Genomic DNA, 25,213 nt, shown 5'->3' on the forward strand with positions numbered 1-25,213 from the left:
GGCGGGCAGGGCGGCGTCAAGCTTCACAGGAGAGGAAAGCTTCGGCTAGGGCGCGCCATATGACTGCTGATGTTTTGGAATTTGGGCGGGAGATCCTGCACGACGAGGCGCGGGCGCTCGATGCGCTTGCCGATAGCCTCGGAGAATCATTCGAGCGCGCCGTTCGGCTTATCCTCGATTGCCGCGGCAAGCTGATCGTTAGCGGGCTCGGCAAGTCCGGACACATCGGGCGTAAGATCGCGGCAACCTTCGCGTCGACAGGGACCACCGCGACATTCCTGCATCTTGCCGAAGCAATTCACGGCGACCTCGGAATGGCGGCCGACGCCGATGTCGCGATGTTGATCTCGCAGAGCGGAGAGACGGCCGAGCTCGAACCGGTCATCGACCATTTTGCGCGCGTCGGCATTCCGGTCATCGCCATCACTGGGAACGCGGGGTCGATGCTCGCTGAAGCGTCGACCGCGGCGCTGGTGCTTCCGCATTGGCGAGAAGTTGGACCGGAGGCGGTTGCACCTACTAGCTCCACGACCATGACATTGGCCCTCGGCGATGCGCTGGCGATGACGGTGATGCGTCAAAAGGGTTTCACAAAGACCGACTTCGGTCGCCTACACCCTGGCGGGTCGCTCGGTGCACGACTGAAGCCGGTCAGGCGCTTGATGCATTCAGGAAAAGCCCTGCCGCTAACTCGGGCCGACAGCGACATGCACGATACGATCGTCGAGATGTCGGCGAAGCGTCTGGGCATCATCGGTGTGGTTGACGAGAACGGCTATCTCCTCGGCGCGATCACGGACGGGGACTTGCGCCGTCACATGGAAGAAGGCCTCGATCATTCGGCCGCCGAGTTCATGACTCCGAACCCGAAGACGATCGCCCCTGACGCGTTGATCGACGATGCGCTGACCCTGTTCGAGGAGAATAAGATCACCGCGCTGTTCGTCGTCAATCAGGACGAACGTGGCTTGAAGCCGGTCGGCGTTCTTCACATCCACGATTGCCCGCCGGTCCGATGAACAGCGTCATCCTGATTCCGGCGCGCTACGCATCGTCGCGCTATCCGGGGAAGCCGCTGGTCGAGCTGAAGGGCGCGGGCGGGACAGCGAAGCCGCTGATCCTGCGCAGTGTGGAGGCGGCCCGGCGAGTGGGGGGTGTATCCGGCGTTTTTGTCGTTACCGACGATAACCGTATTGCGGATGCGTGCACGGCAGCGGGCGTCGGAGTCATCATGACCTCTCCCGAATGCCGTAACGGTACGGAGCGCTGCGCCGAGGCGCTGGCGCAGCTTCATGATCCCGATCTGGTGATCAACTTCCAGGGGGATGCGCTGTTGACTCCGCCGGGTTTCGTGGAGGCGCTGATCGAGCGCATGCGTGAAGACCAAGATGCGATGGTTGCGACCCCGGCCATGCAGCTGCGTCCTGACGAGGTCAGAGCTTTGCAGGCCGAGGAGGCCGCGGGCCGCGTCGGAGGTACCAGCGTGGTTCGCGATGGGCAGGGGCACGCGCTGTACTTTTCGAAGAAGCTGATCCCTCATTTGCCGGCAGGAGCGCTCGACGCCGAGCTATCGCCGGTGCGGTTGCACGTCGGTGTGTACGCCTATCGGCCGAGCGCACTCGATCTGTACGTCGCGACGCCCGTCAGCGAGTTGGAGACGTTGGAAGGGCTGGAGCAGCTGCGCTTTCTGGTTGCCGGTGTTCCCTTGGCGGTTGTCGATGTGGCGACGCCGCCGTTCGCCTTGCGCGAGCTCAACAATCCCGAGGATGTTGCGCCGATCGAGGAGGCGCTGATCGAAGCCGGCCTCGAATGACCTTCTGGGACACGCTCGATCCAAAATACCGGCTGATCCTGTGTGACGTGTGGGGCGTCGTGCATGATGGGGTCAATCTCTATCCAGGTGCTGCGGAACGCCTGAAGCAATGGCGGGATGAGGGTCGGTGCGTCGTGCTCCTCACCAACGCTCCGCGCACGGCCGAAGCTGTCGAGCAGCAACTTGCCCGCATCGGACTACCGCGGGATGCGTACGACTTTGTCGCTACGAGCGGTGAGGCCGGGATTGAGGCATTGCTGGCGCTCGGAAAGCCGGTGGGGTTCGTCGGAACTGCGGGAGATCGCGAGATCCTCGAAGGCCGTGGCGTCGTCATCGCAGAGGACGAGAGCTTCTCCGACCTGGCGTGTACGGGCGTCAGGCAGGAGCGCCCGCGTGCAGAGGACTATCGCACTGATCTGGAGCGCTGGGTTGAGCGCGACGTCCATATGCATTGCCTCAATCCCGACCGAATTGTCATCCGAGGCGGTGTGCCGGAGGCCTGCGCGGGCGCGATCGCCGACCTCTATGCGATGTTGGGTGGGCGGGTGACCTGGTACGGTAAGCCGCACGACACGATCTATCACCACGCGCTCCACCACGCTGGCGACCCACCGCGTGACGAGGTGCTTGCCGTTGGCGACGGTCTCCAGACCGATATTCTGGGTGCCGCACGGATGGGCTTCGACACGGTCTTCGTGACCGGCGGCATTCACGCGGGTGAGCCGTTTCCGGAGGACTTCGGGGAGAAGAACGGACTGCCAAGCTGGGAACCTGTTGGCGTTGTGGAGGGCCTGGCCTAGTTCGAACTCACAGGGCGAAACGGCCGTACTCGGCGATATTCGCGCCACAGCTGGACGATCATGATCGCGACCATCGCGATGTTTCCCACGACCAGTGCGATCGCTGCTCCGATGACGCCCCACGTCCAGCACAGCGGTGCAATGGCGATGAAGAAGACAAGGCTTCCGATGAGCCGCGCCGTGACCGGCGCATCAGGGCGATCGAGCGCGTAGAGCATCGGCGGGAGCGGAAAGCTGAAGACGTTGATGAACGGGATGATCATCAGGATGATCAGGGCTTCGTAAGCGCCGAGGAATTCCTTGCCGAACAGGAAGCCGACCAGCGGCTTTCCGCCGAAGAGGAGTATAAGAATGGCAATGGCGGCTACGATGCTGGCGAGGGCGGTGCCGCGCAGCATGAGGTTCCACGGCTTCTTGGTTTTCAGGTCCATGCGGACGACTTGCGGATAGAAGGCTTTGGCGAGGAGATCGGTTGGCTTGGAGGCGCTGTCGGAGAGGCTCGATGCTACCCGGAACAGCGCCGCGCCCGCGGGCCCCAGCAAACCGCCAACGACCAGGCGGGCAATCGGTCCCCAAACCGCCTGTACGCTCGCGTTAAGGTTGACGTGAATCGCAAAGCGCCAAGCGCCCGGCAATGTCTCAGGTTTCAGGGTCGGGCGAATGCCTTCGAGCAGCCCGCGCCGCTTCAGCTCACGCCAGGCAAGGAACCACAAGTAAAGGTCGCCGGCCAGATCGGTGACGTACCAGGCCGCGACGTAGACGCCGAAGGGAGCGTTCGCGAAATAGGCGAAGATCACCAGGATCACGCGGGTGATCGGCTGGACGGTGCTCTGCCAGCTGATCAGGTCGAACCGGTCGAGAGCGCGTAGGACTCCCGTTGGTGTCGCGGCTCCCATGGTCGGCAGTAGCGTGCAATAGAACATGCCAAGCCACAGCTGGTCCGATTGGATGCCGACCCATTGCGCGATCAACGGGAGGATCGCCGCTGCGACCAACATCCCCCCGACACCGCTCACCGCATCGAGCGCGAACGCGAAACCCGTTGACGTCTTGAAGGCTTCGACCTCGCCGTGAAGCGCGCGGCCGCCGTAGCGGACGATCAGCTGCCACGACTGAAACTTGCTGATCCCGCTCGCGGCCTTCGCGTAGCTGGTGATAAGGATCAGTGCGCCGAACAGCATTACGCCGAGGCCGTGGGCGGCGAGCGAGACCGTCGCGAGCGACGCGATCGCCGCCACCACGCGCGAAATCGCGAGATAGCTGCTGTTCTTTAGCAGCGACCGGAAATGCTGGTCTTTGAACCAGTGCTTCATACGGCCGTCGGCGTAGACGGTCGCTGCTAGGCTGACAAATTACCCGCTTGTCACGCGGGTTCGGGCACCCGCTGCTGGATCACCTTGTCCGCGAGCGGGCCATTGAGCTCGGCCAAATGGTCGAACTCAGCCTCGTAGGTGGCAAGACCCTGGCTCTGCGAACGAAGCTCGGCTTCGAGGCCGCTGAGCTCCGCTTCAGGGATCAACGCTTCGATACGATCCCAGCCGGTCCATCCATCGCGCGGGCCCAGCCCCAGCATCTGACCGCGACGGCCAGCGACGGCTGAGGTGATGCGGCTGGTTGCGCTCGATGGCGAGACTACGGTGAGCTTGTGCATGGGCTCAAGCAAATGCGGCTGGGCCGCGGCGAGCGCCTCCTGCATGGCTATGCGCCCTGCCAGCCTGAACGCCAGTTCGGAGCTGTCGACGCTGTGATAGCTGCCGTCGACCAAGGTCACGGCGCAGTCGACGACCTGGAACCCCAGTGGGCCTTTGACCATCGCTTCTCGGACGCCTTCCTCGACGGCAGGGATCCACTGCTTCGGCACCGAGCCGCCGTGAATCTTCTCCTCGAAGATGAAGCCGTCTCCACGGCTGAGTGGGCGAATCTCGATGATCACGTCCCCGAATTGCCCATGGCCGCCCGACTGCTTCTTGTGTCGTCCATGCTGACGGATCGGTTTGCGGATCGATTCGCGGTAGCCGACCGTCGGTGCCGAGCTGGTGACCTCCACGCCATAGCGACGCTTCAGCCGCGCAAGGACCGTGTTCAGATGCTCTTCATTGACGCCCCTCAAGCGGATTTCGTGATTGGCGTCGTCATGCTCGACAATCAGGCCGCCGTCCTCCTCCAGCAGGCGCTGTAGCGCCCCGGACAATTTCACGTCATCCTTTCGGTCAGCGGGCTGGATGGCGATCGCGCAATTCCGGGCAGGATATTCGATCTCAACCGCTGAGGGCAGCTTACCAGCGCCGAGCCATTCACCCGCTTTCACATTGTCGATCTTCGCGACGGCTAGCACATCTCCGGCTCGCGGCTCGCTGATCTTTTGAGTCTTCTCCCCCTGGACCTTGAAGATCGAGCCGACACGCGCGTGCTCGCCGCTCTCGGTCTTCATGTCGGACCCTTCGCGAACGGATCCGCCCAGCACCCGCGCCAACGCGAGGCGGCCGATCGATCCATGAAGGACTTTGAAGATGTACATCGCAGGGTCGCTCACGCCGAGCCGGTTAGCTGCAGCTTGAGCCGACGGAACTTCGTGTCGGAGAGCCTTGAGGAGACGCCGCACGCCCCACGATGAGACCGCGGAGCCGAACAGGACTGACACACCGAGGCTCTCACCGGTTTCGCGTGCCAGGTCCTGGAAGACCTTCTGGGGCGTTGGGGCTTCGTCCATCAACAGCTGCTCGAGAAGCTCGTCGTCATGGTCCGCGAGCTGTTCGAGCATGTGCGTCCGCGCCTCAATCTCCCGCTCCTGCACTTCGGCAGGGATCTCGATGCGCTCTGATTCCTGACCGGCGCGATATTTGAACGCGCGTTCCAGGGCGAGGTCGACGAAGCCGCTGACCTTCTCGCCGTCCCAGATCGGAATCTGCCGGGCGATGAGGGGAGAGACGCTCATCGGTTGAAGTGCTGACAGCAGATCGCGGACGCGTCCGTGGGCCTGATCGATGCGATTCACGAAGACGAGGTGAGGAATGCCCAACTCATCCAGCGCGCGCAGTGCCGGAGCGGCGAGTGGAGCGCGGGAGGGGTCGGGATCGACGACTACGATCGCGACGTCGGCGATTGCCAAGGCACGTGCGCCGTCGGCGGCGAAGCCGATCGATCCGGGCACGTCGAGCATGGCGAAATCATCGCCCAGATATTGGAAGTTGTAGAGATTGAGTTCGGTCGAGCCGCCGCGCTGGCGGCTTTCGGGGCTCGAGTCGCCGATGCTGGAGCCGTTGGCCGTCGATCCTAATCGGTCGGTGGCGCCGGCTGCGAACAGCATAGCCTCGGCAAGGCTGGTCTTTCCCGCGCCGGCGGGTCCCACCAGCGCGATTACTCGGGTGCCTTTTGCAGATTCTCCAGCCATGCGACTCTCCCTTCGTCCGGTTCACGGGCGCGCGAGTCGCTCTCTCAGAGGCGCTCGGGCGCCTATCTGGAAACTTCCACCGTCCGACTGTTTTTGACTGTTGGCAAGAGGTCTCGTTACGCTTCCGGTGCGGTTCGTCGTGGAACGCGGTCGCGCGAGCGGAGGTTAGGGCCGGATGGTCGATGCAAAAGGTCATCAAGCACACTCTCCCGCGGAAATGCCGCGGCGCGCGTGGCTCGATATTGCGGCGCGCACGTACAAGAGAGTGTGGGATGACAATGTCGGCCTCGTTGCGGCCGGCGTCGCTTTCTACGGCTTCTTCGCATTGCTGTCGCTGCTTGGACTCATCGTCCTTGCCTATGGCTTCTTCGCCGATCCCATGACCGTGATCGAGCATATGCAAACGCTGACCGCGGTGCTGCCGAGGGATGTCGCTCAGATCATCGGCGAGCAGCTGATGACCGCCGTGAAGGCATCGGAGGGCGCCAAGGGATTCGCCCTGGTCGTTGCGTTCATCGTCGCGACCTACGGCGGCACGAACGGTTCAGCTGCAGTGATCACCGCTCTCAATATTGCATACGAGGAAAAGGAGACGCGAAGCCTCGTAGGCTTCTATCTGCTCGCGATCGGCCTGACGTTGGCAGCACTGATGGTCGCTCTGCTCGCGCTGGCGGCAGTGGCAGCGCTGGCTTTCCTGCAGAAGCTGTTTCCTCACGTCGATCCGACTATCGTGTTTGCCGGCAAGGTCCTCGGCTATGTGCTACTCATCTTCTTCACGGCGCTGATCGCGTCGATCCTTTATCGCTTCGGGCCGTCGCGTGAGAATGCGAAGTGGAAATGGATCACGCCGGGTTCGACCTTCGCCTCGGTGATCTGGCTGCTGCTGACTGCCGCCTTCAGTTTCTACGTCAGCCATTTCTCGAATTATGCCGCGAGCTACGGATCGCTGGGCGCGGTCGTTGCGCTTCTCACGTGGATGTATCTCTCAGCCTATACGTTCATCGTGGGCGCAGAACTCAACAGTGAGATCGAGCACCAGACGGCGATGGACAGCACGACGGGCTCGCCGCAGCCCTTGGGCAAGCGCGGCGCGTGGGCTGCAGATAATGTGGCGACCGACGACACGGTCCAGGATCGGCCGGAGGAGCAAAGGGAAGGGGAGAAGCTGACCCAGGCAGCCCCGAAGGTCGCTGAGGAGAAGGGCTAAATCGGCAGGTCGCCGTTCTTCAGCCGGGAAAGCACGGTCATGCTGTTGATCTCGGCCAGCGACTGCGACTGCGCCAAATGCTCCATGTAGAAGCGCTCGTAGTCTCGCATGTCTCGGGCAACGACGTGGAGCATCGCATCGATGCTGCCGAGGAGAATGTAAGCGCCGATCACCTGCGGATGCGCGGTCATCTCCTCGCGAAACTCTCCAATCCGCCCGCGGCCATGGGCGCTCATGCGAACGAACACGAACAGTTCAACGCCGAAGCCGCACTTGGTCGGATCGAGTACAGCCGTCTCGCGCTGAATGAGGCCGTCACTCCTGAGCCGTTGAAGGCGCCGCCAGCATGGTGCGTGGGACAAGCCTACCGCACCGGCCAGTTCGGTGACCGGCCGTGACGAGTCGCGTTGCACCTCCCGAAGGATGCGCCGATCCGCCTCGTCAATCATTGCGTCCATTTGCCCGCTTTCGAGCATAGATCTTGCGCCGAGTGCGGCGAACGCCCTGACTCCGCAAAATCATTTCGCGAGCAGCGGACTATAATATTGTTGCTGGGGAAATGCGAGGCAACCGATGCGAAACCCAACCATTCGAACCTTAGGCTCAATGATCAGTACGCTGCTGGTCCTCGCTGCCACAGTAGTGGCGATGAACGCTGCTGGTACGGGTACCAGCAACGCCCACACACTGTCGGAAGTCTATTCGGAGAACCTACAGGCCTAAGCTGCAGGAAGCAGCCGTCGTTCACCGGCAAGTCGCAGCAGAGCGGCCTGCAGCTTCTCGAAGGCACGTACTTCGATCTGACGAATACGCTCGCGGCTGACGCCATAAACCTGGCTCAGCTCTTCGAGAGTTTTCGGCTCATCGGCGAGGCGACGCTCCATCAGGATGTGCTTCTCGCGATCGTTGAGACTCTCGAGGGCGGAGACGAGCAGGTCGTGACGAACCTGACTCTCCTCGTCCTCGGCGAGCAGCTCGTCCTGCAGCGGACCTGAGTCCACAAGGAAATCCTGCCACTGGTTCTCCGCGCCTTCATCGCCCTTCAAAGGAGCGTTGAGGCTCGTATCGCCGCCCATTCCCATGCGGCGGTTCATCGAGATGACCTCTTCCTCGCTGACGCCGAGATCGGTCGCTATCTTGGTAACATCCTGCGGCTTGAGGTCGCCTTCCTCGAAGGCGTCGATCTGGTTCTTCATGCGGCGAAGGTTGAAGAACAGCTTCTTCTGCGCTGCCGTGGTGCCCATCTTCACGAGGCTCCACGAGCGCAGGATGAATTCCTGGATCGAAGCGCGGATCCACCACATCGCATACGTGGCGAGGCGGAAGCCCCGATCGGGCTCGAACTTCTTCACGCCCTGCATCAGCCCGATATTGCCTTCGCTGATCAACTCGCTGACCGGCAGGCCATAACCCCGGTAGCCCATGGCGATCTTCGCCACGAGCCGCAGGTGCGAGTTGACGAGCTTCGCCGCCGCTTCGGTATCGCCATGCTCACGCCAACGCTTGGCGAGCATGTACTCTTCCTCGGGGGAGAGGATCGGAAACTTCTTGATCTCCGCGAGATAGCGGTTGAGTCCGGCCTCCCCGCCGGACGCCGGGAGCGAGACAATCCCTTTTTGACTAGCCATTTTCTTCCGTCTTCTCCCTTACGAAGGGCGGCCCAATAAGACTGGGGATCCGCCCTAGCGAGTTAATTCCTATACACCAAGCGCATTGAACAGTTCCTGCATGTCAGGCGGCATGGGACTTGAGAACGATAACCTGTGCTTCGTCACAGGATGCGTGAACCCAAGCTCCGCCGCATGCAGGGCCTGCCGATGAAATCCTAAATCCTTCAGCAGTTTGCCGTGCGTCTTTCCCGAACGGCCGTAGACTGGATCGCCCAGAAGAGGGTGGCCGATGGATGACATGTGCACCCGAACCTGGTGCGTACGGCCCGTTTCCAGCCTGCATTCAACCAGCGCGGCATCCTTCAGAACGTTAAGCCTCTTCCAGTGCGTCACCGCTCGTTTTCCGCGGCTGCCCTCGACGATGGCAATCTTTTTGCGATTCGTCGCCGAACGGGCCAGCGGAGCGTCGACCTTTCCTTCGCTCGCCTTCGGAACTCCGGTTAGAATCGCCAGATAGCGCCGGTCGATCGAGTGGGCCGCGAACTGCTTTGCCAAACCTTCGTGCGCCACGTCGGTCTTAGCGACCACGAGCAAGCCCGAAGTGTCCTTATCGATCCGGTGGACGATGCCCGGGCGGGCCACGCCACCGATCCCTGACAGACTGCCCCCACAATGGTGGAGCAGGGCGTTGACCAACGTGCCACCCAAATTGCCAGCTGCCGGGTGGACGACCAGGCCCGCTGGCTTGTCGACGACCAGAAGGTGCTCGTCTTCGAATACCACCTTCAGCGGAATATCTTGCGGCTCGTTGTGCGCGGGTTCCGGTTCCGGGATCTCAACTCGGAAATTTTCGTTGCCGGCGACCTTCGTAGCAGGGTCGCGAAGCAACTTGCCAGAGCTCTCAACGGCTCCGCTTCGGATCAATGCCTTTAGGCGCTCACGCGAGAGCGTTGGGACCGCGTCGGCAAGCGCACGGTCCAGGCGCCAGCCTGCATGGGCAGGCTGCAGGCGAATGTCGATCGTCTGACTACCCCCCACGAACAATAATATGGGTTGGAACGCCGGCGTTTCAATGCCGTGGTTGGTAAACAACTCTTAACCTTGTTTGCTGTTTAAGTCTGCCCCATGGACACGGAAGTGATGAACGCGGTCGACCTCGCCAGCTTGCTATGTTCGCGGCTTTGCCACGACCTGATGTCGCCCGTCGGGGCGCTCAATAACGGCATCGAATTGCTCGCCGACGAGCAAGATCCTGAAATGCGCGAGAAGTGCCTGGAATTGCTGGAAGACAGCGCGCGCGCATCCGCGAACAAGCTGAAGTTCTTCCGCCTGGCGTTCGGCGCGGCGGGCGGCTTCGGTGAAGAAATCGACACGCACGAGGCTGAAGTGGCCTTGGAAGGCGTTTTCGGACCGGAGCGGCGGATCGAACTCGGTTGGGTGGTCAGCGAGAGCAAGCTGCCGAAGGGCGCGGTGAAGCTGCTGCTCAACCTGGCCCTGCTGGCCGGTGACGCTTTGGTTCGCGGCGGCCGTTTGGACGTCGGTGCCGAGAATCGTGACGGTGTTGTCGAGCTGGTCATCCGGGCCGAAGGCCCGCGGATCCTCCTCGATCCGGTGCTTCGCGAAACGCTGACGCGCGGTGGCGCCAACGGCGGCGGCGTTGAGCCGCGCGCAGCTGGTGCTTGGCTTGCGCATAGCTTGGCGGCCGAGGCGGGTGGCTCGATCCAGCTGTCCGACGCTTCCAGCCCGATACTCTTGATCGGAGCGACGCTTCCGCCATTATCCTGACCTGATGGTGCAGGTTCAGCTCAACGGCTTCCTACCTCCTGATTATCAAGGTGACGCAGCGCCCCTGATCGACGTCACCGCGGCGCCTCTGCCGGAACACAGGCGCAGCTATCCGCCCTTCGAGATCCGCGATGCGCGCGATCTTCAATCGACGGCGGAGTCCGAGGCGCAGTTCTTCGCCGACCATGGCTTCGTTATGCTTCCCCATGCGACTGCGGTTAGGGACTGGGACAACGATATCGCGTCGATCTATCTCGCCGAGATTGAGACGATCGTTCGCGAGCGTCTGCTTCCGGGCCGCCGTATCGAAGTTCAGCAATTCCCGCGGATTACCCGTCGCGGTCGCGACACGACGACGCCCTTTTATGCGACGGGTGTCCACTCAGACGGCCCGCTAACCGCCGAAGCTTATGCGCTCAACGTGCGTGCCTTCGCTTCAGAAGAGGGAGAGGCCTGGTGGCGAAAGTCATACGAGCGCCACGAGGTCGAGGGCTTCATGTCCATCGACTTCTGGCGAACCACGAACATGTCGGAGCCGCTACGTCATATGCCGCTCGCCTTATGCGAGCCGAACAGCATCAAGCGATCGGACATCCTACCGAGCGCCATGACCGGCATTGCTCCCGAAGGGCGTGTCAGCAACCACCTGTCGCTGAAGTTCGATGCGGGCCAACGGTGGTATTATTATCCGGAAGTGACGGGCGACGAGTTGATCGCCTTCAAGCTGAACGAGTTTTGGAAGGATCGACCGGACGCGAGGCCGCAGAATGTTTTTCACACGGCCTTCGCGGACCCCGGTGCCCCTAGCGATGCCGAGGTCCGCCAGAGCTGCGAGCATCGCGTCGGGGTAATCATTCTGCGCGACTGACAGGGATAACGCGGCATTAACACCTGCTCGGCATAAGCCTCTGCGTTGCAGCGCTGAGGGCTTTCTACGCCGATGGACGATCTGATTGCCGATTTCGTAGCCGAATGCCGCGAAATGCTCGAAGCGCTGGGCGGCGAGATCGTCGCCTGGGAAGCGGAGCCGAACGACCGCGCGCGCCTCGATAGCATCTTCCGCTTTGTCCACACGGTGAAGGGCAATTGCGGCTTCTTCGAATTCCCGCGGCTTGAGGCGTTGAGCCACGCTGCCGAGGATGCGCTGGCTGATTGCCGCGCGGGCCGCCGGCTTCCCGATGCCGGGCTGGTTAGCGCGGTGCTCGGCATCATCGACCGCATCTCGGAGATGGTCGGTGCAATCGAGGCTGGCGAGGACATGCCAGCCGGCGACGACAGCGCGTTGATTGCGGCGCTGGCTCCCGGCGCTGAAGGTGCTGCGGCTCCGCATGTCGTGACCGCCGTCGAAGGGCAGGGGAAAGCATCTTCCGCTCCACGTACGATCAGGCTTTCCGTCGAGTTGCTCGATCGGGTCATGAGCACTGTGTCCGACATGGTGCTCGCCAGAAACGAGCTGGCTCGCCGCCTTCGTGAATCGGCGACCGATGTTCCCGTGGACGGCGCATTCGAGCGGCTCTCGACGATCATCGCGGAAATGCGCGACGCGATTACGCGGACCCGCATGCAGCGGATAGAGAATCTTTTTGTCGGTCTTCCGCGCATGGTCCGCGACCTCAGCGCCGAGCTGAATAAGCAGGTGCTAGTCGATATCGAGGGCGGCGACGTCGAGCTCGATCGCGAGATGATCGAGATGATCCGCGATCCGCTGACCCACATCATCCGAAACGCAGTCGATCACGGTATTGAAACGCCGGCAGAACGCCTGAAGGCAGCTAAGCGCGAGATCGGACTTCTGTCCGTTTCGGCGCGTCAGTCGGGCAATCAGATCCTGATCGATATCCAGGACGACGGGCGCGGGATCGACGGCAAGAGGCTCGTCGACAAGGCGGTATCCAATGGCGTCATCAGCAAGGCGGACGCGGCGCAACTTTCTCCACGCGAGCAGCTGGCGCTGATCTTCGAGGCCGGACTTTCGACGGCGCAGCAGGTCACATCAATCTCCGGCCGTGGCGTCGGAATGGATGTGGTCCGTTCAAACGTCGAACGAATTGGCGGCATCGTCGAGGTCGATAGCCGGCCGGGCGAGGGGACACGCATGACGTTGCGTGTTCCGCTCACGCTGACCATCATCCCCGCGCTGACGGTCTCGATTTCAGGCCAGCATTTCGCGATCCCGCGCTCCGCAATCGACGAGATCGTTCGCGCCAACGGTGAATCGGTGACGCTCGAGCATCTTGGCGGGGCAGGGGTAGCCACCATCCGCGGCCGCCGCGTCCCGGAGGTCTCGCTGGCAACCATTCTCGGCCTCGAGAGCCGCGTTGAGCCGAAGGACCGCACGCTCATCGTGCTCCGTCCCGCGGGCGGCGACGTCTACGCGCTCTCCGTCGATCGCATCCATGACCACGAGGAGCTGGTCGTGAAGCCAGCTGCCCCGGCCGTGATGGCCACTGGGCTTTATGCCGGCACGACGTTGGCTGACGACGGAAGTCCAATTCTGTTGTTCGATCCTGCCGGTCTGGCGGAAGTCGGCGGCGTTCGTCTGGAGGTGCAAGAGAGGTCAGCGAGGATTGCGGAAAGCGCGACGTCGAACGAAACGTTCGCCACACCCGTCTTGCTGTTCCGCGGCTTGGACGGCGGACGCCGCGCGCTTCGCCTGGCGGTCGTCGACCGCATCGAGGAGGTCCCGGTGACGGCCATCCGCGAGGCCGCCGGTCAGCTCCGGGTGCAGGTGGGCGACGTCCTTCTGCCGCTGGCGGGTGCTCAGCCGGATCAGCTCAAGGGCGAGAAGGTTCGACTCTTCCGCCTGAACGATGGAGCGCACGAGATCGGCTATGCCTTCGCCGAGGTCATCGACTTCGCCGCCATCGACAACGACGTGATTCATGCCGAGCGGCCGGGCGAGGTCAGTGGCGTATCGCTCGTCAACGGCGAGCCGGCCGAGCTGGTCGACGCGCACTGGCTCTTCTCGAGCCACATCGGCGCTTCTGCCCGGAAGACCGAGCAGCTCGTTTGTCTCGTTCCGGTCTGGGATCCCTGGATGCAGAACATGCTGCGGCCGCTGGTCGAGGCCGTCGGCTATCGCGTGATCGACGATGAGACCGAGAGTGAGAAAGCGGACATCGTCATCGCCTGCCAGGGTGAAGACCTTCCGGACGAGGCGAACCAGAAAACCATCTGGCTACGCACCGAGCCGGAGGCGGCAAGCAAGGCGGACGACAGCATCTATCGCTACGACCGCGCCGGCCTCCTGGTTGCGTTGAAGTCGGTCAGCGGAGGGAGGGGCAAGTGAACGAGCTTCTGCTGGTCGTGACCATCGCGGGCGAACGCGTCGCCCTTCCGGCCGCCGCCGTCGAGTCCGTGGTGGAGCTCGACACCCTGATCCCGGTTCCGCGCGCCGCGCCGCATATCGCCGGCCTTTCGGCGCTCCGCAGCCGCGTGCTTACGGTCGTGGATTGCATGCGTTCCCTGGAGCTCGGCGAGACCGATTGCTCGGACGGCATTCGCGAAGCTGCGGTCGTCGAGTTGGACGGTCATCATTACGCCCTGATCGTCGACCTGGTTGAAGACGTGGTCGAAGCCGTTTCCGAACCGCAAGCCGTCCGCGCAGCCATGGGCGAGGGCTGGGAGCGCGTCTCGCTCGGCATGGTCGAGACCGAGACGGGACCGTTGCTGCTGATCGATGTGGGCGCCCTGGTCGCCGGCGTCGAGGCCAAGGCTGCAGCTTAAGTTATTCGTTACCCTTCGAGTTTAATGACATCGCCATTGAAGCGGAAAGCCGAAGCATGAAGAGCTGTTTGATCGTCGATGATTCCAAGGTGATCCGAAAGGTTGCCCGTCACATCCTCGAAACGTTGGAGTTCGAGGTTGAAGAGGCCGGCGACGGTCAGGAAGCACTAACCCGCTGCGAAGCCAAGATGCCCGACGTCGTGCTGCTCGACTGGAACATGCCGGTCATGAGCGGGATGGAATTCCTGAAGCTCCTCCGCCAGCGCGGTCATTCCGATCAACCGAAGGTCGTCTTCTGCACCACGGAGAACGACATGGCGCACATCCGTGCGGCGCTGGAAGCAGGCGCCGACGAATATGTCATGAAGCCCTTCGATCGCGAGACGCTTCACATCAAGCTTCAGCTGGTCGGCGTAGCCTGAGCTGCTGAAGATGGATCGGGCGCTCGCCAGATCGCGGGACCCCTTCCAGGACCCGCGACCGTCACGAAGGCGAATTCGCCTGATGATCGTCGACGATTCAACGGTCGCACGGGCAGTTTTGTCGCGGATGGTCGAAAGCGACCCTGAGTTTGAGATTTGCGCCGTTGCCGGTACGGCTGAAGACGCGATCGACGCGCTCGACCAGGTCCGGGTCGACATCGTCATTCTCGATCTCGAGATGCCTGGTGCGGGCGGTCTCAAATCGATTCCTAGGATCATTGCCGCTGCGGGCGGTGCGAAGGTCATGATCGTCTCGTCAGTGGCCGAGGAAGGCGCTGAGCAGACCATCGCCGCACTTGCGCAGGGCGCGGCCGATACATTGCCCAAGCCGGGTAAAGGCCAGTTCAACGGCCGCTTTTCCGAAATCCTGCTGAGCAAGCTCAAGGCGCTCGGCTATGCGACCGCGCCGGTTATCGGGCGCGCAGCTGCGTCGAAGCCTGGTGCGAAGCCCGTGCTGCGCGCAATGCCGGCCGATCCGATCGACATTCTCGCGATCGGCGCATCGACCGGCGGAATCCATTCGCTTGGCGTACTTTTTCACAGCCTGCCCAAGCGGATCGGCGTTCCGATCCTGGTCACGCAGCATCTTCCGCCCCCCTTCATGCCGGTGTTTGCGCGGCAGCTCGCAGTGATCGCGAACCGCGAATGTGTTGTGGCCGAGGATGGCATGCGGCTTCGGCCCGATGTCATCCTGCTCGCGCCGGGCGACGCGCACCTGACCGTCGAACCGGCGGGCAAGGGCATGGCGGTGCGTCTGACTCATGGCCGCAGCGTCAGCGGCTGCATGCCGTCTGTCGATCCAATGTTCGCCTCGGTCGGGGCAGTCTTCAACACCGGTGCGCTGGGCGTCATCCTGACCGGTATCGGCCGTGACGGCGTCGAGGGCGCCTCGCGCATGGTTGCGTGCGGCGGCTCAGTGATCGCGCAGGACGAGGCGAGCAGTGCCGTGTGGGGCATGCCGAGGGCAGTGCTCGAAGCAGGTCTCGCCTGCGCGGTTCTGTCACCGGACAAGATCGCGCGGCGGATTAGTGGGCGTACCGAGGAGCATCCGACTTGCAGATAAGTGATAGTTCGAGCCGGATCCTTGCCGGTCTGCTCGAGGCGCGTACCGGCCAGCAACTGACGATGAGCCGTCGCTGGCGCATCGAGACTGCACTCTCATCGCTTCTTCGCGAGCGCGGCATCGCGACCCTTGATGAGCTGATCACCATTCTCGTTATGGGAAAGGAACCAAGCTTGTCGCAGCAGGTCGTCGAAGCGTTGCTCAACAATGAGACCTACTTCTTCCGCGATCGCTCGCCGTTCGATTTGCTCCAGCGGCATGCGTTGCCTGAGCTGGCAAAGCGGCGGCATGCAAGTAAGCGGCTGCGCATCTGGTCCGCGGGTTGCTCGACGGGGCAGGAGACTTATTCGCTTGCGATGCTGTTCGCCGAAGAGCCGCAGAAGTGGGCGGGTTGGACCATCGACATCCTGGGCACCGATGTGTCGAACTCATGCGTCGATCGCGCCCGTACCGGAATCTACACACAGTTCGAGGTGCAGCGGGGGCTCGGGATCAACCAGATGATCAAATGGTTCGAGGAATGCCCGGACGGCTGGCGTTCGGTTGAGGCGCTGCGCAAGCCGATCCGCTTCCAGGTGCACAATCTGCTCGAACCGCCGCCACATCCGGGTGGCTTCGATATCGTGCTGTGCCGCAACGTACTGCTCTACCTGAACCCAGAGAAGAAGACGCTGGCCTTCGAGCGCCTTGCATCCTCGATGGCGGAGGACGGCTGGCTCATGCTCGGGGCGGGCGAGACGGTGATTGGGCAGACCAACAAGCTGGGCGCGGACATCAATGCGCGCGGTCTTTACCGGCTCGTTGGGGACGGGAGCTGCGTGGAAAAAAGATCCGGACCAGACCGCCGCGTTGCGACCGGGGGTTGACCGTACAGCCATAGCTGTGCGCCTTTAGGGCGTGCTCGACTTCATCGAACTTCCTTCGCCCAATTTCGACGAGCGCGTGCTGCCGGTTTCGATGATCGTGCTTCACTATACGGGTATGCCGGATTGCCAGGGGGCCTTGGACCGCCTTACCTCGCCGGAAGCGAAGGTCTCTTGTCATTACCTCGTCGACGAAGACGGGTCGGTCTATCGCCTCGTCGATGAAACGAAGCGCGCATGGCACTCAGGAAAGTCGCGCTGGCGCGGGATCACGGACGTCAATTCTGCGAGCGTCGGGATCGAGATCGTCAATCCTGGCCATGAGTTTGGGTATCGAGCCTTTCCAGATGAGCAGATCGCGTCGCTGATCCCGCTAGTCGCCGACATCAAGGAGCGGCACGGCATCGGACGCGGAGACGTCGTTGGCCACTCCGACGTGGCCCCGTCGCGCAAGGAGGATCCCGGCGAGCTTTTTCCTTGGGCCGCTTTGGCCAAGCGGCGGCTTGCCTTGCCAAGCCCCACGCGCGACCTGATCGATCCCTATTGGACAGACGCGGGCTTCCTGCTCGCGCTCGAACGCTTCGGCTACGATGTCACCGATGAGCAAAAGGCGGTCATTGCTTTCCAGCGCAGGTTCCGTCCTGACTTGATCGACGGAATCATCGACGGCGAATGCCGTGCCAAACTGCTCGCTTTGCTGTTACCTCGGCCGCAGTGAGAGGAGGTCAGGCTTAATTAGCTGCCATTCCTATTTTGGCATTCCCACCTATTTCCCTGACGGATTGACACGAACCCCGCCGCAAGCCATTTCGCGAGACATCCATCGAGACCGGCTGAGGGACAGGCCCTTTGAAGCCGGGGCAACCGGGAGTGAGCGACAGCCCACTTCAAAGGTGCCAAGTCCTGCGGGGACCTGAGGTCCACCGGCAGATGGTTGAGGCGAGTTCGCATGAGAACTGACGCCCGCGCTGTCCGCCACCCCGCAAGCCTCGACGGAGGAAGCAGGGCTGGGGCGTGACGGTTTCGACAAGGATAAAGACAGAAGCATCGGGCGGTACGCGAGGCGAAGTCCGCGCGACGATCGATCTTGTTCATTCGGGTCGCACTGACCTGCAGATCCGATACGAGCTGACCGGGCCCGAAGATGCACCTCTGGTCATCGCGGCCGGCGGGATCTCCGCAGATCGCCACGCACTGGCTAACGCAAGCGATCCGGCGGACGGTTGGTGGCAAAGCCAGTCTTCTAGCCTTGCTTTTTACCGCCTGCTTTCGATTGACTGGCTTGGCGCTGACGGCGCTCTGGATTGCCCCATCGACTCGTCGGACCAGGCTCGAGCCATACTCGCGACGCTGGACGAGCTCGGCATTTCCGGTCGCGCGTCCTTCGTCGGCGCAAGCTATGGCGCGATGGTCGGCATGCACTGCGCGGCGATAGCGCCCGAACGCATTCTAGCACTGCTTGCGATCAGCGCAGCTCACCGTTCTCATCCTTTCACCAGTGCTCAGCGCGCACTGCAGCGCGAGGCGGTTGAGCTCGGCGAGCGACTGGGCTCGCCAGAAGCCGGGGTCGCACTGGCTCGGAAAATGGCGATTCTCACTTACCGCACACCGGAAGAGTTTGCGGGACGCTTCGCAGCACCTTCTGCGATCGAGGGAAACAAGGCTCGTGCGAGTGCCCAGCCTTACCTCGATCACATGGGGCAAAAGCACAGCGTGCGCACGAGCGCTGCTGCCTATCGTCGGCTTTCTGAATCGATTGATCTCCATCGGATCGAACCCGGCGCAGTCGCCGTCCCGTCTACGTTCGTAGCGGTCGACAGCGACCAATTGGTGCCCGCGTCAGACGTCGAAGCGCTTGCGAACGGCGTCGCGGGCAGCCGCTTCATCTGCATCCAATCGATCTACGGTCACGACGCCTTCCTGAAGGAAGAAACCGCGATCGCGACGATCATCCGAACTTTCCTGAACTCTCTGGAGGCATCACAATGACCAACCTTTCAACCCGTGCCGTGCGCGCGGGCATCGACTGCGACTCAGCCTTCGGAGCTGTAACTCCTCCACTCGTGCTTTCCGCGAACTTCACGTTCGAGGAGTTCGGGAAGAAGCGCGCCTACGATTACAGCCGCACCGGGAATCCGACGCGCGATCAGCTCGCCACTGCAATCGCGAGCATCGAAGGCGGCGTCGGGGGGGTGATTACTTCCACGGGGATGTCGGCCATCACGCTGGTGCTCCAGGCGCTGACGAAGCCAACTGACCGGGTGCTCGTCCCTCACGATTGCTACGGCGGAAGCTGGCGCCTGTTCAAAGCGCTAGCGGCCAAGGGCGCCTTCGAGCTGGAGGTGGTCGACTTCACCGACCTGAATGCAGCGCGAGAGGCGCTTCGCAGCAAGCCTGCTTTGGTCTGGATCGAGACACCATCCAATCCACTTCTCCGAATCACCGACATCCAAGAGGTGGCGAAGGCCGCGAAGGCAGTTGGCGCACTCGTCGTCGCTGATAATACGTTCCTCTCACCAGTGCTGCAGCGCCCGATCGAGCATGGCGCCGATATCGTGGTTCATTCGACCACCAAGTTCATCAACGGTCACAGCGATGTCGTTGGGGGAGCGGTTATCGCGGCCGACTCAGCGGTCCTCGAACAGTTGGCCTGGTGGGGCAACGCGCTCGGCGTCGTAGGCGCGCCGTTCGACTCTTTCCTCACGCTCCGCGGTCTTCGAACGCTCGACGCGCGCCTCCGAGTTCACCAGGAGAATACGACTCAGATCGCCGAAATCCTGGGCCAACATCGCGCCGTCTCGAAGCTTCACTATCCGGGCTGCACTGGGCATCCCGGACACGGGATCGCCACTAAGCAACAAGACGGGTTCGGCGCTCTCATCTCATTCGAGCTCGCGGGTGGCGAAGAAGCAGTCCGGCGCTTCGTTGATGGCCTCGAATGCTTCTCGCTCGCTGAGTCTCTGGGCGGCGTGGAAAGTCTCGTCGCTCATCCGGCGACGATGACTCATGCCGCCATGGACGAGGCAGCAAGGCAGGTCGCTGGGATCACTTCAGGCCTGCTCCGCCTCTCGGTCGGTATCGAGCATACCGACGATCTCATCGCCGACCTTCTCGCCGGCCTCGATCGGGCCGCGTCCAACATTCTCAAGGAAGCCTGTTGATGTTCGCACAAGCTATCAGAATCGACGGCGCCCATGCCCTTAGCGCTTCACCTGCGAAAGTTGCGCTACTTGGCAGCGGAACTGTCGGCCTTGCCGTTCTTCAGCGCCTTAGCGAATGGCGCGGAACTCCTTTCGGCGGACGTCTAAACCTCGTATTCGCCGCCAACACACGGGCATGGCTGCAGGATCCGGATGGGCTCGATCCAGCGCACTGCGCGGCAGCGCTAGCGAACGCCCCCCGATCCGGCGCAGCCCCACCGCCATCGAAGGTGCTCTCCGCGCTGGGCGACCGAGGTGTCCGCATCCTGATCGACGCCACCGCCGATGGGGACGTTGCGGCGAACCACCCTGCGTTGCTCGACGCCGGCATCCATGTCGCTACGGCATGCAAGATCGCAGCTGGCAGCTCATTGTCCTTGTGGCAGGAGATCCAGGCGGCCTGCGAGCGTCGTGGAACAGGGTTCGGAGATCGCGCGACCGTCGGAGCGGGCCTGCCGCTCCTGAGGTCGCTGCGTGAGTTGCAGGAAGGCGGCGATCGCATCCATGCCATCGCGGGAGTCATGTCCGGCTCGCTTGCTTGGCTGTTCGACCGGTTCGACGGAACCCAGCCCTTCTCGGCGCTGGTCCGCGAGGCCCATGCGAAGGGTTATACCGAGCCGGACCCACGAGAGGATTTGTCAGGCGAAGATGTGCGCCGGAAAATCCTGATCCTCGCGAGGGCAGCAGGTTTCCCCCTTGAGAGCAGTTGCGTTGACGTTGCGTCGCTGGTGCCTTCATCGCTAGCTGGACTAACGCGCGCCGAGGCCCTGGAGAAACTCGCTCTGCTCGATGCGCCGCTTCAAAGAAAACTAGAGGCAGCTCGTACACAAGGGGGTACCCTTCGCTTCGTGGCTCGGCTCCAGGATGGTTGCGCGCGCGTCGGCCTCGAGATCCTGAGCAGTAACGATCCCCTTTCCGGCGGTCGAGGGACCGACAATCGCGTTGCGATCTGGTCTGACCGCTATTCAACCCAGCCGCTGGTCATACAGGGGCCGGGTGCCGGGGCAGAAGTTACTGCTGCTGCCTTGCTCGATGACGTTCTTAATTTGAATGCGTGGGCAGGTCGGGACGCTCAACCGATACGCTGACTCGCAACGGCCTTCTCGCTCGCCTATATCGCGTGTTGCCAGAGGGTCGGGCGGCCGCGGCTTGCGCAAGCAAGGCGAGGAAAGTCCGGGCTCCATGGAACCACGGTGCCGGGTAACGCCCGGCGGGTCGTCGTTAGCTTCGGCAAGGGCGGCCTAGGGATAGTGCCACAGAAAGGACACCGCTTGGCTTCGGCCAGGCAAGGTCGAAAGGGTGCGGCAAGAGCGCACCGCGGTCCTGGCAACAGGGCCGGCACGGTAAACCCCACCGGGTGCAAGACCGAATAGGGGCGCCACATGAGCCTGGTTCCGGCTCGGTGCCCGGGTTGGTTGCTTGAGAGGCGGGGCAACCCGTCTCCTAGAGGAATGGCCGCACAGTCACGCCGCAAGGCGCGACGGACAGAACCCGGCTTACAGGCCCTCTGGCGAAATCATTGATTCGGCGGCTCGCCAAGCTGGCGGGCACCCCCTAAACTGCAGGAAGTTATGGCTCGGCAGAAGAGATCGGACGATTGGGGGTTCCCGCGCTGGCGGTCCTACGGCGACAAGGGTCGTCATGCGGCCAAGATAAGGCTGTGCGACCGCGAGGGATGCAGCGAGATCGGCGACCGGCCAGCTCCGAAGTCGCCGAATAGCCCGGAGCGCTGGTACTTCTGCGAAACCCACGCGGCCGAGTACAACAAGAATTGGAATTACTTTGCGGGCCTCAGCGCTGAAGAAGCGGCGCGGCGGGCAGCGGACGAGGAGAGCGGGGCGTCGGCCTTCCGCAAATCGGCGCATTGGACCTGGGGCGGGCCGGGAGACGGCACTCGCAGTCGCGATGAGATGCGCGCTCTCGATGCGCTCGAGCTCGACGGCGACGCGGACTTCACGGCGGTCAAGGCTGCGCATCGCCGACTGGTCAAAGAAACCCACCCTGATGCCAATCCGGGCGACGAGGAAGCAGCGAAGCGCTTCAAGCAGGTGCAGGCCGCTTACGACGTGTTGAAAAAAGCCGAAGACCGGAAGAACGGAAAAGCTGCTTAGAGGCTTTCGGGGCTTGGCGGCTTCGTGCGCCGCTCACCCTGACGGCGGTCTCCACGGCGGCGCTCGGGCTGATTTCCCCGCGGCACTTTGACCTTCCGCCGGTCGACCTTGCGCCGATCGGATTTTCGGCGGTCGGTGGAGGCTCCGTCCGCCCGCTCCAGGTGGCCCGTGTCGATAATGACGACGTTCGCACCCGGATCGTTCTCACGGAGCCGCTCCTTGGCTGCGGCAAGGACGAGCGGTAGATGGGTTCTAACGAATTCCCGCCGGTCATCGTCATTCATTCCGCTGGCACGGTCGAATCCCACATAGGCGCCTATGGCTGCGTGGGAGACGCAAATCCCGCGCATTTTCCCTTCGATCCAGATGTCGACGAGCGTGTTGGTCCCGCTCGATCGTATCGAATCATTTTCCATCGTTGTTCCCGGCCATTAGTTCGTGGATGCTCGCATAACCTGCATCAGCTTTCCACATTCTAATCAGGCCGTTGCAGCGTAGCGATTTGCGGTGCTCTGGACGAGCGCGATCATGTTGGGGACGCCTTGCGTGCGGTTGGCGCTGAGGTGCTTCCTGAGCTCGAAGGGATCGAGCGCCTTGGGGATGTCCATCTTGGCGACCTCGGCAGCAGGCTTGTCCTGAACCGCCGACAGGATCAGTGCGACGATACCCTTGGTGATCGCTGCATTGCTGTCTGCAAGGAAATGAAGCCGGCCGCTATCGAACGTCGGATAGACCCACACTGACGCCGAGCAGCCACGGACCTTAGTAGCATCAGTCTTGAGAGCGTCAGGCATCGGCTCAAGCTGCCGCCCGAGGTCGATCAAAAGGCGATAACGATCTTCAGCATCGACCAGCTGATATTCTTCGAGAACGTCGCTGAGGGGAGGGAGCCCGGCCATGCGCGCCCACTAGACCTCTATCGGTCGCGGAGCGACTCGATTTCCTTCGCTAGGCTATTCTCTTTCTCGACGGTGATCCGCTCGAGAACCTTGATGCGCTCCTTGAGTTCCAGGACCTCATCGCGGAGACGCTGGTTCTCGACGCGGGAGGGCCCGTCGTCACTCTCACCATGATGTTGGAACTTGGCCCTCGATTTAACGATCGAGGCGATCATCACGACCACCACGATCAAAACGACCATCATCTCGCCGCCGTTCATTGGGTCTTTTCTCCCGAAGGAATGCGTTCGCGGTCGCGGAGCGCCTCGATCTGAGCCGCCGTTTGAACGCCGCTATCGGTCGCAATCTGCTCCAGGACGCGAAGCCTGGCTTCGACCCGCTCCATGTGCTGGGCGTATTGAGCGCTCTTCTCCGCAGCCAGCGTCGACTGCGCCTCGATCTGCTTTTCCTTGATCTTCAGCCACATCTTGAACGGCGCGATGCCGATTGCGGCTAGCGGGATCAGCACCCAGATCCAGCTTGCGACATTGTCCATTTCCAGCAGACCCCTTCTTTAGCGCTCAGATATATCGTTTCGGCAGTTTGCGATTCAACCAGCCATGCCGTCCTGGTGAGGAGTGGCGCGGGTGATCCGCCCCTTTTCGCGAAGCGCTTCGATTTGGGCAGCAGTCTCCGTACCGCTGTCGGTCACGATTTGCTCAACCACCCGCAGTCGCGACTCCAGCCGATCGACGTGGGTCGCATATTGAGCCGCCTTCTCAGCTGTCTGCTCGGCGATCAGCTGACCCATCTTCTCCTTGTGCTGCAGCCAGCGAGAGAATGCCGCCATGGCAATGCCACCCGCGCAAGGGATGCCGACCACGATCGCGAAGAAAATCAGCAGTGAGGTGTCCATGTCGGTCTCCTTGCGTCGCTGGCCGTGGGCTTAGGCGAGCGGCTCTTGCTGGACTTGGCGGGATTTCTTTGGGAGGCGCGGGATGCGCAGCGCTTCGATCTGCGCTGCCGTCTGCGCTCCGTGATCGGTGACGATCTGCTCAAGTACCCGGACGCGCGCCTCCAGTTCAGTATTGGCAACCGCATATTGCGCGGCTTTTTCTGCGGCGAGCGCGGTTTCAGCTTCGAGCTTCTTCTCCTTGAAGGCGAAGTAGCGCCTGCCCATCAGGAGGAGGAGCGTTGAGACGGCGATGATCGCGGTCACTACAACGCCGAAGATGTCGCCTGAATTCATTGAGCCTGTTCTTTCTTCTCGATGGACGCCGGCACCCGGCGGGGAGCGCGCAATGCCTCGATCTGGGCCGCCGTCTGCGCTCCGTTGTCGGTGACGATCTGCTCAAGGACGCGCACGCGATCTTCGAGCTCGTGGGTTCGCGAGGCGTATTGCGCGGCCTTCTCTGCAGCGAGCGATGCTTCAACCTCAAGCTTCTTCTCGCGCAAGCGGAAGTAGCGATTGGCGATAATCATGAGCAGGATGACGGGTAGGCCGACGATGATCAGCGCGATGAAGACTTCAGCGGGACCCATTACGCATTCCCTCCCTTGTCGATCGTGAGCGCGTCGATCTCTTTGGCGAGCTTCGACGGACGATCGGTTGCAATTCTTTCGAGTGTTTCGAGGCGGTCCTTGATCGAGCCGAGCTCAGCGCGAAGCTGCGCATTTTCGGTGGTGAGCAGCTTGATGCGCTCCCCCGTTTCCTGATCCTTCTTGGGATAGATGGCCTGGCCCCACGCGCCATCCAGCGGATACCCATGCTTAATCCGCAGCCAGTTGTTGAGGAGGACGCCGGCCATTGCGACGGCAACCACGACGGCTACGAGTGGTAGAACCAAGGTCAGCACCTTCACGATATCGGTGACTGCATTCGTATCCATGAGCGAAGTTCCCTTTTTGGCTTAGTGCTCAGGCCGGCCGATCCATCAGCGCATCGATTTCCTTGACGAGCTTCGACGGCTTGTCGGTCGCGATCCGCTCGAGCGTGTCGAGCCGATCCTTCACGGAGCCAAGCTCAGCGCGGAGCTGCGCATTTTCGCTGGTGAGCAGCTTGATCCGCTCGGTGGATTCCTTGGCAATGACCGGCTCCACGGTCTTGCCCCAGGAGTTCTCGAGCGGGTAGCCGTGGCGGACCCGGAGCCAGGTCGTGAACACCCAACCTAGGATTGCCACGAGGCCGAGTAACAGGCCTCCTCCGATCATCCACGGCAGGTTCGGAATGATGACCTGCTCGGCAATATCCTGTTGCACCATCTCAAACCCCCATTTGTTGGGA

30 protein-coding genes, 1 other RNA gene and 1 riboswitch are annotated in these 25,213 nt (G+C 62.3%); of the genes, 17 read left to right on the forward strand and 14 right to left on the reverse strand.

All coding sequences use genetic code 11. The features are described from left to right. The first annotated feature begins 59 nt into the window (after positions 1-59). Genes AC4GYV_RS04970 through AC4GYV_RS04980 form a run of 3 tightly spaced genes read left to right on the forward strand, consistent with a single transcriptional unit; the run spans position 60 to position 2,613 of the window. Complete coding sequence (locus tag AC4GYV_RS04970; protein WP_491099551.1) at positions 60-1,019, forward strand: KpsF/GutQ family sugar-phosphate isomerase; 960 nt, start codon at positions 60-62, stop codon at positions 1,017-1,019. Next, positions 1,016-1,813, forward strand: a complete 798-nt coding sequence (locus AC4GYV_RS04975; RefSeq protein WP_491099552.1) for a 3-deoxy-manno-octulosonate cytidylyltransferase — start codon at positions 1,016-1,018, stop codon at positions 1,811-1,813. Before AC4GYV_RS04970 ends, AC4GYV_RS04975 begins: the two co-directional genes overlap by 4 nt. Then, positions 1,810-2,613: a TIGR01459 family HAD-type hydrolase gene (locus tag AC4GYV_RS04980; RefSeq protein ID WP_491099553.1), complete on the forward strand. Its 804-nt coding sequence runs from the start codon at positions 1,810-1,812 to the stop codon at positions 2,611-2,613. Before AC4GYV_RS04975 ends, AC4GYV_RS04980 begins: the two co-directional genes overlap by 4 nt. On the opposite strand, the gene AC4GYV_RS04985 is transcribed toward AC4GYV_RS04980, so the two are convergent. Continuing rightward, positions 2,610-3,926 carry a lipopolysaccharide biosynthesis protein gene (locus tag AC4GYV_RS04985; protein WP_491099554.1) on the reverse strand — a complete coding sequence of 439 codons (1,317 nt, stop codon included), beginning with the start codon at positions 3,924-3,926 and terminating at the stop codon, positions 2,610-2,612. The two genes, AC4GYV_RS04980 and AC4GYV_RS04985, sit on opposite strands and share 4 nt — an antisense overlap. Before the next feature lie 50 nt (positions 3,927-3,976). Next, entirely contained in the window at positions 3,977-6,004 is a 2,028-nt protein-coding gene (locus AC4GYV_RS04990) for an elongation factor G (protein WP_491099555.1), read from the reverse strand. A 217-nt stretch (positions 6,005-6,221) separates the two neighbouring features. Between AC4GYV_RS04990 and AC4GYV_RS04995 the strand changes: the two genes are divergently transcribed. Continuing rightward, positions 6,222-7,211 (forward strand): YihY/virulence factor BrkB family protein, encoded by a 990-nt coding sequence (locus AC4GYV_RS04995; RefSeq protein WP_491099556.1) that lies wholly within the window; start codon positions 6,222-6,224, stop codon positions 7,209-7,211. Here AC4GYV_RS04995 and AC4GYV_RS05000 read toward each other — a convergent pair. The 3 genes from AC4GYV_RS05000 to AC4GYV_RS05010 form a co-directional block, all read right to left on the reverse strand. Then, positions 7,208-7,669, reverse strand: a complete 462-nt coding sequence (locus AC4GYV_RS05000) for an Lrp/AsnC family transcriptional regulator (protein WP_491099557.1) — start codon at positions 7,667-7,669, stop codon at positions 7,208-7,210. The genes AC4GYV_RS04995 and AC4GYV_RS05000 overlap by 4 nt on opposite strands. A gap of 261 nt (positions 7,670-7,930) precedes the next feature. After that, the gene (gene rpoH / locus AC4GYV_RS05005) at positions 7,931-8,839 is read right to left on the reverse strand and encodes an RNA polymerase sigma factor RpoH (RefSeq protein WP_491099558.1); all 909 of its coding nucleotides are present in this window, start codon (positions 8,837-8,839) and stop codon (positions 7,931-7,933) included. A 69-nt stretch (positions 8,840-8,908) separates the two neighbouring features. Further along, complete coding sequence (locus AC4GYV_RS05010) at positions 8,909-9,859, reverse strand: RluA family pseudouridine synthase (RefSeq protein ID WP_491099559.1); 951 nt, start codon at positions 9,857-9,859, stop codon at positions 8,909-8,911. Between the two features lie 87 nt (positions 9,860-9,946). Between AC4GYV_RS05010 and AC4GYV_RS05015 the strand changes: the two genes are divergently transcribed. The 13 genes from AC4GYV_RS05015 (at position 9,947) to AC4GYV_RS05075 (ending at position 22,051) form a co-directional block, all read left to right on the forward strand. Continuing rightward, on the forward strand, positions 9,947-10,606 hold the full coding sequence (locus AC4GYV_RS05015) for a histidine phosphotransferase family protein (protein ID WP_491099560.1): 660 nt from the start codon (positions 9,947-9,949) through the stop codon (positions 10,604-10,606). A 4-nt stretch (positions 10,607-10,610) separates the two neighbouring features. Beyond that, on the forward strand, positions 10,611-11,474 hold the full coding sequence (locus AC4GYV_RS05020; protein WP_491099561.1) for a CmcJ/NvfI family oxidoreductase: 864 nt from the start codon (positions 10,611-10,613) through the stop codon (positions 11,472-11,474). A 72-nt stretch (positions 11,475-11,546) separates the two neighbouring features. Continuing rightward, entirely contained in the window at positions 11,547-13,895 is a 2,349-nt protein-coding gene (locus tag AC4GYV_RS05025) for a chemotaxis protein CheA (RefSeq protein ID WP_491099562.1), read from the forward strand. Then, positions 13,892-14,332: a chemotaxis protein CheW gene (locus AC4GYV_RS05030; RefSeq protein ID WP_491099563.1), complete on the forward strand. Its 441-nt coding sequence runs from the start codon at positions 13,892-13,894 to the stop codon at positions 14,330-14,332. The genes AC4GYV_RS05025 and AC4GYV_RS05030 overlap by 4 nt, the downstream gene beginning before the upstream one ends. A 56-nt stretch (positions 14,333-14,388) precedes the next feature. Continuing rightward, positions 14,389-14,754, forward strand: a complete 366-nt coding sequence (locus AC4GYV_RS05035) for a response regulator (protein ID WP_116861842.1) — start codon at positions 14,389-14,391, stop codon at positions 14,752-14,754. Between the two features lie 82 nt (positions 14,755-14,836). Then, on the forward strand, positions 14,837-15,877 hold the full coding sequence (gene cheB / locus AC4GYV_RS05040; RefSeq protein WP_491099564.1) for a chemotaxis-specific protein-glutamate methyltransferase CheB: 1,041 nt from the start codon (positions 14,837-14,839) through the stop codon (positions 15,875-15,877). Then, the gene (locus AC4GYV_RS05045) at positions 15,868-16,743 is read left to right on the forward strand and encodes a CheR family methyltransferase (protein WP_491099565.1); all 876 of its coding nucleotides are present in this window, start codon (positions 15,868-15,870) and stop codon (positions 16,741-16,743) included. Before cheB ends, AC4GYV_RS05045 begins: the two co-directional genes overlap by 10 nt. Positions 16,744-16,834: 91 nt before the next feature. Beyond that, the gene (locus AC4GYV_RS05050) at positions 16,835-17,458 is read left to right on the forward strand and encodes an N-acetylmuramoyl-L-alanine amidase (protein ID WP_491100391.1); all 624 of its coding nucleotides are present in this window, start codon (positions 16,835-16,837) and stop codon (positions 17,456-17,458) included. Positions 17,459-17,557: 99 nt separating this feature from the next. Then, positions 17,558-17,677: riboswitch (SAM riboswitch) on the forward strand. A gap of 77 nt (positions 17,678-17,754) precedes the next feature. Continuing rightward, positions 17,755-18,729, forward strand: coding sequence for a homoserine O-succinyltransferase MetX (gene metX / locus AC4GYV_RS05055; protein ID WP_491099566.1), 975 nt, complete (start codon positions 17,755-17,757; stop codon positions 18,727-18,729). Further along, positions 18,726-19,901 (forward strand): cystathionine gamma-synthase, encoded by a 1,176-nt coding sequence (metB, locus tag AC4GYV_RS05060; protein WP_491099567.1) that lies wholly within the window; start codon positions 18,726-18,728, stop codon positions 19,899-19,901. Before metX ends, metB begins: the two co-directional genes overlap by 4 nt. Continuing rightward, positions 19,901-21,028, forward strand: coding sequence for a homoserine dehydrogenase family protein (locus AC4GYV_RS05065; protein WP_491099568.1), 1,128 nt, complete (start codon positions 19,901-19,903; stop codon positions 21,026-21,028). Before metB ends, AC4GYV_RS05065 begins: the two co-directional genes overlap by 1 nt. A 38-nt stretch (positions 21,029-21,066) precedes the next feature. After that, positions 21,067-21,455, forward strand: an RNA gene (rnpB, locus tag AC4GYV_RS05070) — RNase P RNA component class A. Between the two features lie 56 nt (positions 21,456-21,511). Further along, positions 21,512-22,051: a J domain-containing protein gene (locus AC4GYV_RS05075; RefSeq protein WP_491099569.1), complete on the forward strand. Its 540-nt coding sequence runs from the start codon at positions 21,512-21,514 to the stop codon at positions 22,049-22,051. Here AC4GYV_RS05075 and AC4GYV_RS05080 read toward each other — a convergent pair. From AC4GYV_RS05080 to AC4GYV_RS05120, 9 genes are all read right to left on the reverse strand, one after another. Next, complete coding sequence (locus tag AC4GYV_RS05080; RefSeq protein WP_491099570.1) at positions 22,048-22,467, reverse strand: hypothetical protein; 420 nt, start codon at positions 22,465-22,467, stop codon at positions 22,048-22,050. The two genes, AC4GYV_RS05075 and AC4GYV_RS05080, sit on opposite strands and share 4 nt — an antisense overlap. 63 nt (positions 22,468-22,530) lie before the next feature. After that, a complete protein-coding gene (locus tag AC4GYV_RS05085; RefSeq protein WP_491099571.1) occupies positions 22,531-22,950 on the reverse strand; it encodes a SufE family protein in 420 nt (139 codons plus the stop codon). A 17-nt stretch (positions 22,951-22,967) separates the two neighbouring features. Then, positions 22,968-23,210, reverse strand: coding sequence for a hypothetical protein (locus tag AC4GYV_RS05090; RefSeq protein ID WP_491099572.1), 243 nt, complete (start codon positions 23,208-23,210; stop codon positions 22,968-22,970). Then, positions 23,207-23,485: a hypothetical protein gene (locus AC4GYV_RS05095; RefSeq protein ID WP_491099573.1), complete on the reverse strand. Its 279-nt coding sequence runs from the start codon at positions 23,483-23,485 to the stop codon at positions 23,207-23,209. The genes AC4GYV_RS05090 and AC4GYV_RS05095 overlap by 4 nt, the downstream gene beginning before the upstream one ends. 54 nt (positions 23,486-23,539) lie before the next feature. After that, the gene (locus tag AC4GYV_RS05100) at positions 23,540-23,845 is read right to left on the reverse strand and encodes a hypothetical protein (RefSeq protein ID WP_491099574.1); all 306 of its coding nucleotides are present in this window, start codon (positions 23,843-23,845) and stop codon (positions 23,540-23,542) included. A 30-nt stretch (positions 23,846-23,875) separates the two neighbouring features. Then, positions 23,876-24,178: a hypothetical protein gene (locus tag AC4GYV_RS05105; protein WP_491099575.1), complete on the reverse strand. Its 303-nt coding sequence runs from the start codon at positions 24,176-24,178 to the stop codon at positions 23,876-23,878. Next, on the reverse strand, positions 24,175-24,471 hold the full coding sequence (locus AC4GYV_RS05110; protein WP_491099576.1) for a hypothetical protein: 297 nt from the start codon (positions 24,469-24,471) through the stop codon (positions 24,175-24,177). Before AC4GYV_RS05110 ends, AC4GYV_RS05105 begins: the two co-directional genes overlap by 4 nt. Then, a complete protein-coding gene (locus tag AC4GYV_RS05115; protein WP_491099577.1) occupies positions 24,471-24,818 on the reverse strand; it encodes a hypothetical protein in 348 nt (115 codons plus the stop codon). The genes AC4GYV_RS05110 and AC4GYV_RS05115 overlap by 1 nt, the downstream gene beginning before the upstream one ends. 28 nt (positions 24,819-24,846) lie before the next feature. Continuing rightward, on the reverse strand, positions 24,847-25,191 hold the full coding sequence (locus AC4GYV_RS05120) for a hypothetical protein (protein WP_491099578.1): 345 nt from the start codon (positions 25,189-25,191) through the stop codon (positions 24,847-24,849). Positions 25,192-25,213: the final 22 nt, after the last annotated feature.

Source organism: Sphingomonas sp. SP4, from assembly GCF_058313375.1.